Genomic DNA, 13,223 nt, shown 5'->3' on the forward strand with positions numbered 1-13,223 from the left:
CGGACATGACCAACCCGCCGCATCCGAATCAGCCGGACCCGAAGCCGGACTCGCAGCAGGCCCTCGGCCAAGAGACGAATTCCTGGACTTCCGCCAACCCGATGCCCGGATACGGTCCGGGACCGAGTGCGCAGCCGGGACCGCCGCCGATGATGTACGGCGAGCCCGGTTACCCGCCGCCTCCCGTCAGGCCCCCGCTCCTCTCGCGCACTCCGACGCCGGTCCTGATGGCTGTCGGGTCCACGGCGGCCGGACTGGTCACGTTCTTCATGGGATTCCTCGGCTGGGTGACGGTCTCCGACGAGATCGACCACAAGGCCGAGGTCTGGGCCACTGGCATGAACGGAACCTTCGATGTGCCCGCTTACCTCAGCCCGTCGCTGATTCTCAGTCCCGGCTGGTTCTTTCTGCTGCTGGGGACAGTCGGTGTCGCGGCAGCGGGGCTGGCCGCACCGAGGTGGCGGCGCTACCTGCCGTTGCTGGCCTTCCTCGCGATCTTCGGCTGGCTGGGTCTGCTCGTCTGCGCACTGGGTCTTCCGCCGTTCCTGAGTCTCGGGGCCGGTGCCTATGTGGCGCTGACGGTCGGTTTCATCCAAGCGGCGTTGTTGGCGATCGCCGCGGTGATCGACGGTCGTGCTCCCGCCGACCAGGGGCCGCCGCCCCGATTCTGAGCTCGGTCGGACGCGAGCGGTGATCGTTCGGCCGAATCGTGCTGCGCCCTGGACGAGGCTCGTCGCTCGTCGTAGCGTCGAGGACAGAGCGTTCGCCGGAGGCAGTCCACAGGGGATTGGAGGCTCGCCATGATCCGCAGAATCACGCTCCTCGCCGCCGTGGCGGCGGTCGGACTCACCGTCGCCTTCGCCGGGGCACCGGCCGCGTCGGCCGCACCGACCCACGCGCCCCCTCCGCGGATGTACTGCACGGGTACGGTCTGCTTTCTGATCTGCGCGGCCATCGACGCGATCTCGCCGGTCCCGCAGCGCTGGTGCTACCCGTTGTGGACGCCGAACATGAGTTGACTGCCCGAACGCCCGGCGTCAGGCATCATCGGGCATATGGGTACTGAGCGGCCGGGTAATGGGCGGCCGGGTGATGAGCGGCCAGACGCCGCGGCGATGATCGACGCCGTGCTCGACGACGGGACGTGGTGCAGCTGGGATCGGTCCACCGAGCCGGAGTCGGTCTGTACCGGCTCGGGGCGCGTCGGCGGTCGTCCCATCGCCTTGGTGGTCAGCGAATTCGGTGTATCGGGCGGGTCGATCGGCGCGACGGCCGGTGCGCGGATCGTCGAGGCGGTGCGCCGCGCCACGGCGGAGCGGCTGCCTCTCCTGGCGCTCCCGGCGTCCGGCGGAACGCGCATGCAGGAGGGCACGCCCGCGTTCCTTCAGATGGCCGCCATCACCGCTGCCGTAGCCGAGCACCGCGACGCCGGGCTGCTCTACCTGGTGTATCTGCGACATCCGACCACGGGCGGGGTCTTCGCCTCCTGGGGGTCGCTCGGCGACGTCACCTGGGCTCAACCCGGAGCGCTGACCGGATTCCTCGGACCCAAGGTGTACGCGGGCATCTACGGCCGCCAGTTCCCGGCGGGCGTGCAGACCGCCGAGAACCTGCACCGCCTGGGATTCGTCGACGACGTCGTCGACCACCGCCGCCTCGGCGCTCGGGTCGCGAGCGTCCTCGCGGCGCTCGATCCCGCTGCGGCGGCCGTCCGGCACGAGGCGGCGGGACCGCTCGCCGCGAAGGTCGACGACGCGTGGTCGGCGGTGGCCGCCACACGTGACCGGATGCGCCCCGGGCTGACCGAACTCGAGACTCACCTCGGGGCGGTGCGGCTGGCGGGCGACGGGCCGATCCGTATCGCGCTCGCGAGGTTCGGCGGCCGTCCAGTGGTGCTGGCGGGGCAGGATCGCCGAATCCAATCGGAGGGCCGGTCGATCTCGGCCGACGCCCTTCGCGTCGCTCGCCGGGGTATCGCGCTCGCCGTCCGGTGGGGACTGCCGCTGGTGACCGTCGTCGACACCAGCGGCGGCGAACTGTCGCGGGCGGCCGAGGAATCGGGCCTGGCTCGGCAGATCGCCGCGTGCACGATGGAGCTGCTGTCGGCCGCGACTCCCACGGCGTCGGTTCTGCTCGGGCAGGGCACGGGCGGCGCGGCGCTCGCGATGTTCCCGGCCGATCGGGTGATCGGTGCCGCTGACGGCTGGCTCGCACCGCTTCCGCCCGAGGGGGCGAGCGTCATCATGCACGGAGACGTCGGCCATGCGGCTGAGATGGCCCGGGCTCAGCACGTCTGGGTGCGCGAGCTGCGCCGGCTGGGAATCGTCGACGAGGTCGTGACGACACTCGACGAGACGGTGGCGGCCATCGACCGCTGGATCGCCACCGACCCCGTCGCCGATCGCTCGGGGCGGGTGCGGGTCGGGCGGTAGAGTCGGCAGCGTCATGTCTTCGCAACCCGTCCCGACGCCGCGACCGGCCACTCGCCGTGAACAGGCGAAGGCGGCGCGGCGCGTGGAGATCCTGTCGGCGGCGGCCAGGCAGATGGCCCAGCGCGGCTACAACGGAGTGCGGCTGGAGGACATCGGCGCCGAGGTCGGGATCAGCGGCCCGGCCATGTACCGGCACTTCCAGTCCAAATCCGAGTTGCTCGACACGATTCTGATCGACATCAGCGAGCGGCTGCACGACGGCGGCGTGGCCGCGGCGGCCGAGGGCGGAACACCGGTCGAGGTGCTCGAACGACTCATCGAGTTCCACATCGACGTGCTGGTGACCCGGCCGGACCTGATCAGTGTGCAGGACCGCGATCTGTGGTCGCTGTCGCCGCAGGCGCGGCACCGCGTGCGTTCGTTGCAGCGCCGTTACGTCGAGGTGTGGGTGCGAGTGCTGATGGACCACGCCATCGACCGCGGCGTCGAACTCGAAGCGGTAGAGGCGCGGGTGCGCATCCACGCCATGTTCGGTCTGCTCAACTCCTCACCGCGGCTTCCGGAGTTTCCCCGGGACCGGCTGCGCGGATTGCTGACCGGAATGGCGGTGGGCGCGTTGCAGGGCTGACGGCACGCCGGCCAGGCTCCCACGAGACCGTTTCGGGTCCGTGCGAGGGCGCCTCAGCTGCACAATTCACTCATTCCGCTGTGAGACCCGGCCAGGGACTGGCGAATGTGGGCGCCGTCACCTATCCTGTATTTCAGTTAATCGAAGCTAACTGAAAGGGCGGCATGACGGCGACATCCTCTTCAGACGCGCATCACGCCAACGTGGCCGTGTTGCGGACCCGGCTGCTCGCCGCGGCGCAGGGCGGCGGCGAGAAGGCGCGAGAGCGACATCTCTCGCGCGGCAAGCTCCTCCCACGTGACCGGATCGACGCCCTGATCGATCCGGGTTCGCCGTTCCTGGAGGTGGCTCCGCTCGCGGCCTACGACATGTACGACGGCAAGGCTCCGGCGGCCGGCGTGGTGGCCGGCATCGGCCGGATCCACGGCCGCGAATGCATGATCGTCGCCAACGACGCCACGGTGTCGGGCGGCACGTACTACCCGGTGACCGTCAAGAAGCATTTGCGCGCGCAGGAGATCGCGTCGCAGAACCGGCTGCCGTGCATCTACCTGGTCGACTCCGGCGGTGCGATGCTCCTCAACCAGGACGACGTCTTCCCGGATCGGGAGCACTTCGGCCGCATCTTCTACAACCAGGCCACCATGAGCGCGGCCGGGATTCCGCAGATCTCGGCAGTCCTCGGTTCCTCGACTGCGGGCGGCGCCTACGTCCCGGCGATGAGCGACGAGAACGTCATCGTGCGGAACCAGGGCACCATCTTCCTGGCGGGCCCGCCGCTGGTGAAGGCGGCGACGGGCGAGGACGTGACCGCGGAGGAACTCGGCGGCGGAAGCATGCACTCCACCGTCTCCGGCGTCACCGATCACCTCGTCGACAACGACGAGCAGGCACTGGCCAAGGTGCGCGAGATCATCGCCACCCTCGGCCCGCGCGAGCCCGCGCAGTGGGAGACGGTGCCCACCCGCGCGCCGCAGCGCCCGCAGACCGACATCTACGACGTGGTGCCGACCGATTCGCGGATCCCGTACGACGTGCGCGAGGTCATCGAGATCCTGTCCGACGGCGGCGAGTACACCGAGTTCAAAGCCGGCTACGGCACCTCGCTGGTGACGGCGTTCGCGAAGATCCACGGTCACCCGGTCGGGTTCGTGGCCAACAACGGCGTGCTGTTCAGCGAGTCGGCGCTCAAGGGAGCGCACTTCATCGAACTGTGCGACCAGCGCCGCATCCCGCTGATCTTCCTCCAGAACATCACCGGTTTCATGGTGGGTCGCCAGTACGAGGAGGGCGGCATCGCCAAGAACGGCGCCAAGATGGTCAACGCCGTGGCCTGCGCACGCGTGCCCAAGCTGACCGTGATGATCGGCGGCTCGTTCGGCGCGGGCAACTACTCCATGTGCGGCCGCGCATACTCGCCGCGCTTCCTGTGGATGTGGCCCAACGCCCGGATCTCCGTCATGGGCGGACCGCAGGCCGCAGACACCCTGGCCACGGTCCGGCGGGGCGGTATCGAACGTTCCGGCGGCACTTGGTCGGCGGAGGAGGAAGAGGCCTTCAAGGCGCCGATCCGCGATCAGTTCGAGCGTCAATCCGACGCGTACTACTCCACGGCGAGACTGTGGGACGACGGGATCATCGATCCCGCCGATACCCGAACCGTGCTGGGGCTGGCCCTGGAGGCCTGCCGGTACGCGCCGCTCGACGATCCCGCCTACGGCGTCTTCCGGATGTGAGGGACATGCACGTGAACACCACTACTGACACTCGCAGCATTCGCAAGGTCCTCGTCGCCAACCGCGGCGAGATCGCCTGCCGTGTGATCGCCACGCTCCACGACATGGGCATCAAATCGGTGGCCGTGTACTCGGACGCGGATGCGGACGCCCCGCACGTCAAGGCCGCGGACGAGGCCGTCCGGCTCGGCCCGGCACCGGCGACGCAGAGCTATCTGCGGATCGACGCCGTCATCGAGGCGGCCCGGCTCACCGGTGCCGACGCCGTGCACCCCGGCTACGGCTTCCTGTCGGAGAACCAGCAGTTCGCCGAGGCACTGGCCGAAGCGGGCATCATCTTCATCGGACCGCCCGCATCGGCGATCGCCACGATGGGCGACAAGATCACCGCGCGCGACGCGGTCACCAAACGCAGCGTGCCCGTTGTCCCGGGCATCTCCCGTCCGGGCCTGACGGATCAGGAACTGATCGACGCCGCGGGCGGCGTCGGCTTCCCCGTACTCATCAAGCCGAGTGCGGGCGGCGGCGGCAAAGGCATGCACCGAGTGGAGGACCCGTCCGGACTTCCCGAGGCGCTGGCCACCGCGCGTCGCGAAGCGGCGTCGGCGTTCGGCGACGACACCCTGTTCCTCGAACACTTCGTGCTCACGCCGCGGCACATCGAAGTGCAGATCCTGGCCGACGAGCACGGCAACGTGATCCATCTCGGTGAGCGCGAGTGCTCCCTGCAGCGCCGCCACCAGAAGGTCATCGAGGAGGCGCCGTCGGCGCTGCTCGACGAGGCCACCCGGCAGCGGATCGGCGAGGCGGCCTGCGATGCGGCCCGCAGCGTCGGCTACACCGGGGCGGGAACCGTCGAGTTCATCGTCTCGGCCACCGCGCCCGAGGACTTCTTCTTCATGGAGATGAACACCCGGCTGCAGGTGGAGCATCCGGTGACCGAGATGGTGACCGGTGTCGACCTGGTGGAGCAGCAGGTGCGGATCGCCCGCGGCGAGAAGCTGGCCTTGACGCAGGACGACATCGTGATGACCGGTCACGCGGTGGAGGCACGCGTCTACGCCGAGGATCCGGCGCAGGGATTCCTGCCGACCGGTGGCGAGGTGACGCGGCTGTCGTGGCCGCGTGCGGCCTCGATGGAGCCGGCTCGGCTCGCCACCGGGGCTCAGCGGCCCGGTGTCCGCGTCGACAGCGGCATCGAGGAGGGGTCGGTGATCGGCAGTGATTACGACCCGATGCTGGCCAAGGTGATCGCTTACGGCACCGATCGCGCCGAGGCGCTCGACCGTCTCGACGAGGCCTTGTCGGAGACCCGGCTGCTCGGCGTCGTGACCAACATCGGCTTCTGCCGTTACGCGCTCGCGCAGCGCGATGTGCGCGACGGCGTGCTCGACACCGAACTGCTCGACCGGATCGCCGCCGACTACGCCGCCCCGATGCCCGATCCGCACGCGCTGGTCGCGGGTGCGCTCGGCGCTCTGGACCTCGGCGACCCGGACGATCTCTGGTCGTCCGCGATCGGCTTCCGCATCGGCGCACCGTCACCGGTCCTCGCGCGGCTGGCCGAGTCCGGGCACGTCTACACGGTGTCGGCGCAGATCGATCAGAACCGCACGCCGCGGCCGGGGACCCTCGACGCACACGTGACGATCTCCTTCGAGGATCTCGACCGCGAACCGTGGCAGGCCCCGGTGCGGCTGCGCCAGGTGCCCGGCGACGCCTTCGACCTGATCGTCGACGGACGTTCGCACCGCTGGGAGGTGGCGGTCGACGCCCGCGGCGGTCGCCGCTGGGTGTCGGGCCGGCCGGGAACCTGGATTCTGCACACGGTCCGCGCGCTGTCGGAGCACGATGAAGGCGATGCCGCGGGCCACATCGTCAGTCCGATGCCGGGCACCGTGGTCGCGGTGCCCGGGGTCGACGGCGAGCAGGTCGCGGCCGGCGACCCGCTGGTGGTGGTCGAGGCGATGAAGATGGAGCACACCCTTCGCGCTCCGATCGACGGAACCGCGTCCATCAAGGTCCGGGTCGGGGACAAGGTGGACGCGCAGCAACTGCTCGCGCACGTCCAGGTCGACGACTGAGCCGCTTCGACGCGAACCACGTCAACGACACACGGCTCCACAGCTAGAGACTTTCAACCCCAGACAGCGATCCACAGACAGCGCCGGACCGATGGACCCGGCCCCACATACGACGAGGAATCTCACTCCATGGAACTGACGCAGGAATACACCGACCTGGTGAGCACGGTGCGCGACTTCGCACAGCAGGTGGTGGCGCCCGTCTCCGCCGAACACGATGAGAAGAAGACCTTCCCGTACGAGGTCGTCGCGCAGATGGGCGAGATGGGCCTGTTCGGCCTGCCGTTCAGCGAGGAGTTCGGCGGGATGGGCGGCGACTACTTCGCGCTCGCCCTCGCACTCGAGGAACTCGGGAAGGTCGACCAATCGGTCGCGATCACGCTCGAGGCCGGGGTCGGTCTCGGCGCGATGCCGATCTACAAGTTCGGCACCCAGGAGCAGAAGGAGACCTGGCTGCCGGATCTGCTCGCGGGCCGCCGTCTCGCGGGCTTCGGTCTCACCGAGCCCGGCGCCGGTTCGGACGCCGGCGCCACCGCGACCACGGCACGCGAGGACGGCGACGAGTGGGTGATCAACGGTGGCAAGCAGTTCATCACCAACTCCGGCACCGACATCACCTCGCTCGTGACCGTCACGGCGGTCACCGGGCAGCGCGACAACGGCAAGAAGGAGATCTCGACGATCATCGTGCCCGCCCGAACACCGGGTTTCACCGCTGAACCCGCGTACAACAAGGTCGGCTGGAACGCCTCCGACACCCACCCGCTGAGCTTCGACGACGCGCGCGTGCCACGGGAGAACCTGCTCGGCGAACGAGGCCGCGGCTACGCGAACTTCCTGTCGATCCTCGACGAGGGCCGGATCGCCATCGCCGGTCTCGCGACCGGCGTCGCCCAGGGGTGCGTCGACGAATCGGTCAAGTACGCCCGCGAGCGCAAGTCGTTCGGCAAGGCGATCGCCGAGTTCCAGTCGGTGTCGTTCGCGATCGCCCGCATGGAGGCCCGGGCGCACGTCGCGCGGATGGCGTACTACGACGCCGCCGCCAAGATGCTCGCGGGCAAGCCCTTCAAGAAGGAGGCCGCGATCGCCAAGATGATCTCCTCGGAGGCCGCGATGGACAACGCCCGGACGGCGACGCAGATCCATGGCGGCTACGGCTTCATGAACGAGTACCCGGTGGCCCGGCACTACCGCGACTCCAAGATCCTCGAGATCGGCGAGGGCACCACCGAGGTGCAGCTCATGCTGATCGCGCGATCGCTGGGACTGCCGGCATGACCGCGGCCGACGGCGGCGCCAAGCACGTCACGCAGCGTGGGCTCTGGTTCGAGGAGTTCGAGATCGGCACCGTCTACGAACACCGTCCCGGGCGCACCATCACCGAGGCGGACAACACGTTCTTCACCACGCTGACGATGAACACCCAGGCCCTGCACTTGGACGCGGCGTGGTCGGCCACGCAGCCGGGCTTCGGCGGTCAGCGGCTGGTGAACTCGATGCTCACGCTGTCGACGATCGTCGGGCTGTCGGTGGCACAGCTGACTCAGGGGACGCTGGTCGCGAATCTCGGCTTCCACGACATCGCCTTCCCGGCACCGATGTTCGCCGGCGACACCCTGTACGGCGAGACCGAGTGCACCGGCAAGCGGCTGTCCAAGTCGCGTCCGGGCGAGGGGATCGTCGACCTGACGCACATCGGCCGCAATCAGGACGGAGTGATCGTGGCCCGTGCCTCGCGCTCGACCCTCGTGCGCGTTCGACCCGAAGGGGAATGACAGTGTCCGGAGTGAGAGGGTCGGGAATGACAGGGTCCACAGCGCAATCCTGGACGCCGGCCGGACCGGCTCTGCTGTTCTGCCCGGCCGACCGCCCCGAGCGGTACGCCAAGGCGCTCGACCGCGCCGACATGGTGATCCTCGATCTCGAGGACGCCGTCGCCGAGGTCAACAAGGCCGACGCCCGGGAGGCGTTGATCGCCGATCCGATCGCGGCCGACCGGGTGATCGTGCGGATCAACCCCGCGGGCAGCGTGGAGCATCAGCGGGATCTGGACGCGGTGCAGTGCACGCCGTATCGGGTCGTGATGCAGGCGAAGGTCGAATCCGCGGCGCAGATCACCGCGCACGGACTGCCCACCATCGCGCTCATCGAGACACCTCTCGGCGCGGTTCGTGTCGAGGAGATCGCGGCGGCGCCCAACTGCGTCGGCCTGATGTGGGGTGCCGAGGATCTCGCGGCCGGGATGGGCGGCACGTCGAGCAGATTCGGTGCGGACGAGCCGGGCACCGGCGGCTACCGCGACATCGCCAGGCACGTCCGGGCACGGGTCCGGCTCGCGGCCGCGGCCTTCGGTGTGGCGGCGATCGACGCGGTCCACATCGACATCGCGGACGTGGACGGACTCGTGGCGGAGGTCCGCGACGCCGTCGCCCAGGGTTACACGGCCACCGCCTGCATCCATCCGAGTCAGGTGGAGCACATCCGCGCCGGCTACGCACCGTCGGCCGAGCGCGTCGAATGGGCCCGCAAGGTGTGCGACGGCGCCCTCGCGCACGACGGCGGCGTGTTCGCCGTCGACGGGCAGATGATCGACGGCCCGGTGATCGCCCAAGCCCGAGCGATCCTCGCCCGGGTGATGCAGCCTCCCGCCGGCTGAGCCGGCACTCGCCCCCGCATCCGACCGACCCACCCGACCCCCACGAGACACCTCAACCCTCACGGAGGACACCATGACCGGCACAGCCGCCGCCCCCTCGTACGCGATCGGGGAGACCGAGCCCCCACTTCTCACCCAGACGATCGGTGCGACCCTCGCCGCCACCGCGGGCAGCTATCCGGACTCCGACGCCCTGATCGACGCCGCCGTCGACCGGACCTGGACGTACGCCGAGTTCCGCCGCGACGTCGTGGCGTTGGCGGCCGGACTTCTCCGGCACGGGGTGGCGCCGGGCGATCGCGTGGGGCTCTGGGCCCCGAACCGGTTCGAGTGGGTGCTGACTCAGTTCGCGGCCGCCGAGATCGGCGCGATCCTGGTCGTGATCAATCCGTCGTACCGGCGCCACGAGCTCGCGTACGCACTCAAGCAGTCGGGCACCTCGCTGGTGCTGGCGGCCACGAGCTTCCGCGACTCGGAGTACGCCGTCATGCTCGAGGACGTGCGCGACCAGACGCCGGACCTGCGCGAGGTGGTGCTGTTCGAGTCGGATGCCTTCGCCGAGATGCTGACCCCGCCGTCGGCGGCGGAGGTGGCCGAGATCGCCGAGATCGCGGCCGGACTGAACCCGGACGATCCGATCAACATCCAGTACACGTCCGGTACCACCGGCGCGCCGAAGGGCGTCACGCTCACTCATCTCAACATCGGCAACAACGGTTACCTGGTCGGATCGCTGCTGGAGTACACCCAGCACGACCGCATCTGCCTGCCGGTGCCCTTCTACCATTGCTTCGGCATGGTGATGGGCAACCTCGCGGCGATCGCCTTCGGCTGCGCCATGGTGATCCCCGCCCCGGCCTTCGATCCGAAAGCCACACTCGCGGCGGTCGAGAAGTATCGGTGCACCAGCCTCTACGGCGTGCCGACGATGTTCATCGCCGAGTTGGCTCTCCTGGACTCGAGCGCCGACGAGGGCACCGCCTTCGACCTGTCCTCCCTGCGTACCGGCATCATGGCGGGCTCGCCGTGCCCGGAGCAGGTGATGCGCCGGGTGATCGACGAGATGAACATGTCGCAGGTGTCGATCTGCTACGGCATGACCGAGACCAGCCCGGTCTCGACGCAGACGCGCATGGACGACGACCTCGACCTTCGCGTGGGGACGGTCGGCCGTGTCGGGCCGCACTTGGAGATCAAGATCGCCGACCCGCTGACCGGCGAGACCCTGCCGCGCGGTGAGACCGGCGAGTTCCGCACCCGCGGGTACTCGGTGATGAAGGGCTACTGGAACGATCCGGAGAAGACCGCCGAGGTGCTCGACGCCGACGGCTGGATGGCCACCGGCGACCTCGGGGTCATGGCCGACAACGGATACGTCAGAATCACCGGCCGCATCAAGGACATGGTGATCCGCGGCGGAGAGAACATCTACCCGCGTGAGATCGAGGAGTTCCTCTACACGCATCCGGACATCATCGACGCCCAGGTGATCGGTGTCCCGGACGAGAAGTACGGCGAGGAACTGATGGCCTGGATCCGGGTTCGCGAAGGCGCGGACGAACTGACCGCGGACTCGATCCGTGAGTTCGCCACCGGTCACATCTCCCGTCACAAGATTCCCAAGTACGTGCAGATCGTCGACGAGTTCCCGATGACCGTCACCGGCAAGGTGCGCAAAGTGGAGATGCGCGAACGCGCGATCGAGGTCCTGGGGCTGGGGTCGTGACCGTCTTCGATCGTTTCGCCGAGAAGTTCTCCGAGCGCGCCGGAGCGCCGCTGACCTCATACGACGACGTCTGGCAACGGTCGGTGACCGATCTGCCGGGCTTCTGGCGGTGCGTGTGGGATTTCTTCGCGCTCGACGAGATCGCCGAGACGCCGCTGGGCGACGGGGACGACGCGGTGCTCGCCGACGACACCATGCCCGGTGCGGTGTGGTTCCCCGGTACGGCACTGAATTACGTCGACGTGGTGCTGAGACATGCGGATCTGCCCGGCGAGGCGATCGTCGGATTGGACGAGGACGGCAACCGCACATCGGTCACGTGGGCCGAACTCCCGGTTCGGGTCGGCGCCGTCGCGCACGCGCTCCGCGAGGCGGGTGTCGGCCGCGGCGACGTCGTCGCGGCGTACCTGCCCGACATCCCGGAGGCCGTGATCGCGTTCCTCGCCACCGCGTCACTGGGCGCGATCTGGTCGGGTTGCGGTCAGGACTATGCGCCGGAGGGTGCGGCCGGCCGGCTCGCGCAGTTGGAGCCCACGGTGCTCGTCTCCGCCGCGGGCTACCGATACAACGGCAAGGAGGTCGACAAGCGTGCCGACTCGGTCACGCTCGCCGGACTGCTCGGCGACGAGGTCACGCACATCATGGTCGGCGACCCCGGCGCCGCAGTGGTGCGCTGGTCGGAGGTGATCGCGGACGAGAGTCGCCGTCCCGAGCCGGTGAAGGTCGCGTTCGATCATCCGCTGTGGGTGCTGTTCTCCTCGGGCACCACGGGCCGCCCCAAAGGCATCGTCCACGGGCACGGCGGCGTGGTGCTCGAGCACCTGAAGGCGGCGGCGATCCAGTCGGATCTGGACACCGAGTCGGTCTTCTTCTGGCAGACGGCCCTGTCGTGGATGATGTGGAACTACCAGGTCGCCGGGCTGCTGGTGGGGGCCCGGATCATCACGTACAGCGGTTCGCCGCTCTACCCGGACGCGGACCGCCTCTGGCAGATCGTGGCCGACGAACGGGTCACCTTCTTCGGCACCAGCCCGGGACAGCTGCAGGCCTCGCGGAAGGCCGGACTCCATCCCGGCGCGGACCACGACCTCTCGGCGCTGCGGCTGCTGGGCAGCACCGGTTCGACGCTCGCGGCGGATCTGTTCGGATGGATCGACGAGAACGTGAAGGCGGGTCTGCCGGTGTCCTCGATCAGCGGTGGCACCGACGTCGTGAGCGCATTCGCGGGTGGCACCACGGGAGTGGAGGTGGTCGCCGGGGAACTGTCGGCACGCTATCTCGGCGTCGGACTCGAGAGCTGGTCGCCGAGCGGGCGGCCGCTGATCGGCGAAGTGGGCGAGATGGTCGTCACTACGCCGATGCCGTCCATGCCGGTCAGATTCTGGAACGACCCCGACGGGGAGCGCTACCGGAAGGCGTACTTCGCTCACGAATGGGAGGGCGAGGGCCCGGCGAAGCCGGTGTGGCGGCACGGTGACTGGGTCACCGTCACCGAGCGCGGATCGCTGGTGATCCACGGCCGCAGCGATGCGACGCTGAACCGGCACGGCATCCGCATGGGTTCGGCCGACATCTACGAGGTGGTCGAGGGTATGCCGGAGATCGCCGAGGCCTTCGTGCTCGGCGTCGACGGACCGGACGGCAAATACTGGATGCCGCTGTTCGTGACCCTGGTCCCCGGTGCCGAACTCACCGATGAACTGTCCGCGCGTGTCGCCGCCGAGGTGAAGACTCGGTTGTCGCCGCGGCACGTTCCCGACGAGATGATCCTCGCGCCGGGCATCCCGCACACCCGGACGGGGAAGAAGCTGGAAGTGCCGGTCACGGCGATTCTCGCCGGCCGGAGCGAGGTCAACGTGGATCCGAAGTCGGTCGACGACTACGGCCTCATCGAGTGGTACGCCGAGCAGGGAAGAGCCCATCGCTGGTGATTCGACCGATGGACGGCGTTCAGCGGACAG

11 protein-coding genes are annotated in these 13,223 nt (G+C 69.1%); all 11 read left to right on the plus strand.

The window, feature by feature from the left end:
- Positions 1-5: 5 nt before the first annotated feature.
- The 11 genes from ACZ5QD_RS00175 to ACZ5QD_RS00225 all read left to right on the plus strand — a co-directional run bounded on the left by ACZ5QD_RS00175 (position 6) and on the right by ACZ5QD_RS00225 (position 13,193).
- The gene (locus tag ACZ5QD_RS00175; RefSeq protein WP_231650236.1) at positions 6-671 is read left to right on the plus strand and encodes a DUF5336 domain-containing protein; all 666 of its coding nucleotides are present in this window, start codon (positions 6-8) and stop codon (positions 669-671) included.
- 129 nt (positions 672-800) lie between these two features.
- The gene (locus tag ACZ5QD_RS00180) at positions 801-1,019 is read left to right on the plus strand and encodes a hypothetical protein (RefSeq protein ID WP_045538625.1); all 219 of its coding nucleotides are present in this window, start codon (positions 801-803) and stop codon (positions 1,017-1,019) included.
- A 36-nt stretch (positions 1,020-1,055) separates the two neighbouring features.
- Entirely contained in the window at positions 1,056-2,432 is a 1,377-nt protein-coding gene (locus ACZ5QD_RS00185; RefSeq protein WP_464367007.1) for a carboxyl transferase domain-containing protein, read from the plus strand.
- A 13-nt stretch (positions 2,433-2,445) separates the two neighbouring features.
- Complete coding sequence (locus tag ACZ5QD_RS00190; protein ID WP_464367008.1) at positions 2,446-3,060, plus strand: TetR/AcrR family transcriptional regulator; 615 nt, start codon at positions 2,446-2,448, stop codon at positions 3,058-3,060.
- Between the two features lie 164 nt (positions 3,061-3,224).
- On the plus strand, positions 3,225-4,796 hold the full coding sequence (locus ACZ5QD_RS00195) for a carboxyl transferase domain-containing protein (RefSeq protein WP_006894660.1): 1,572 nt from the start codon (positions 3,225-3,227) through the stop codon (positions 4,794-4,796).
- 5 nt (positions 4,797-4,801) lie between these two features.
- Positions 4,802-6,880, plus strand: coding sequence for an acetyl/propionyl/methylcrotonyl-CoA carboxylase subunit alpha (locus tag ACZ5QD_RS00200; RefSeq protein ID WP_006894661.1), 2,079 nt, complete (start codon positions 4,802-4,804; stop codon positions 6,878-6,880).
- A gap of 129 nt (positions 6,881-7,009) precedes the next feature.
- Complete coding sequence (locus ACZ5QD_RS00205) at positions 7,010-8,158, plus strand: acyl-CoA dehydrogenase family protein (protein WP_006894662.1); 1,149 nt, start codon at positions 7,010-7,012, stop codon at positions 8,156-8,158.
- The gene (locus tag ACZ5QD_RS00210) at positions 8,155-8,655 is read left to right on the plus strand and encodes a MaoC family dehydratase (protein ID WP_006894664.1); all 501 of its coding nucleotides are present in this window, start codon (positions 8,155-8,157) and stop codon (positions 8,653-8,655) included. Before ACZ5QD_RS00205 ends, ACZ5QD_RS00210 begins: the two co-directional genes overlap by 4 nt.
- Positions 8,656-8,681: 26 nt before the next feature.
- Positions 8,682-9,536: an HpcH/HpaI aldolase/citrate lyase family protein gene (locus tag ACZ5QD_RS00215; RefSeq protein ID WP_101841611.1), complete on the plus strand. Its 855-nt coding sequence runs from the start codon at positions 8,682-8,684 to the stop codon at positions 9,534-9,536.
- 73 nt (positions 9,537-9,609) lie between these two features.
- Positions 9,610-11,262, plus strand: a complete 1,653-nt coding sequence (locus ACZ5QD_RS00220; RefSeq protein WP_045539572.1) for an AMP-binding protein — start codon at positions 9,610-9,612, stop codon at positions 11,260-11,262.
- A complete protein-coding gene (locus ACZ5QD_RS00225) occupies positions 11,259-13,193 on the plus strand; it encodes an acetoacetate--CoA ligase (protein WP_082084029.1) in 1,935 nt (644 codons plus the stop codon). Before ACZ5QD_RS00220 ends, ACZ5QD_RS00225 begins: the two co-directional genes overlap by 4 nt.
- Positions 13,194-13,223: the final 30 nt, after the last annotated feature.

It is taken from the genome of Gordonia sp. J1A (assembly GCF_055393515.1).

Bases quoted from the DNA above. Each gene is read 5' to 3' on its own strand.
- ACZ5QD_RS00175 (WP_231650236.1), top strand. From the start codon at position 6: ATGACCAACCCGCCGCATCCGAATCAGCCGGACCCGAAGCCGGACTCG.
- ACZ5QD_RS00180 (WP_045538625.1), top strand. From the start codon at position 801: ATGATCCGCAGAATCACGCTCCTCGCCGCCGTGGCGGCGGTCGGACTC.
- ACZ5QD_RS00185 (WP_464367007.1), top strand. From the start codon at position 1,056: ATGGGTACTGAGCGGCCGGGTAATGGGCGGCCGGGTGATGAGCGGCCA.
- ACZ5QD_RS00190 (WP_464367008.1), top strand. From the start codon at position 2,446: ATGTCTTCGCAACCCGTCCCGACGCCGCGACCGGCCACTCGCCGTGAA.
- ACZ5QD_RS00195 (WP_006894660.1), top strand. From the start codon at position 3,225: ATGACGGCGACATCCTCTTCAGACGCGCATCACGCCAACGTGGCCGTG.
- ACZ5QD_RS00200 (WP_006894661.1), top strand. From the start codon at position 4,802: ATGCACGTGAACACCACTACTGACACTCGCAGCATTCGCAAGGTCCTC.
- ACZ5QD_RS00205 (WP_006894662.1), top strand. From the start codon at position 7,010: ATGGAACTGACGCAGGAATACACCGACCTGGTGAGCACGGTGCGCGAC.
- ACZ5QD_RS00210 (WP_006894664.1), top strand. From the start codon at position 8,155: ATGACCGCGGCCGACGGCGGCGCCAAGCACGTCACGCAGCGTGGGCTC.
- ACZ5QD_RS00215 (WP_101841611.1), top strand. From the start codon at position 8,682: ATGACAGGGTCCACAGCGCAATCCTGGACGCCGGCCGGACCGGCTCTG.
- ACZ5QD_RS00220 (WP_045539572.1), top strand. From the start codon at position 9,610: ATGACCGGCACAGCCGCCGCCCCCTCGTACGCGATCGGGGAGACCGAG.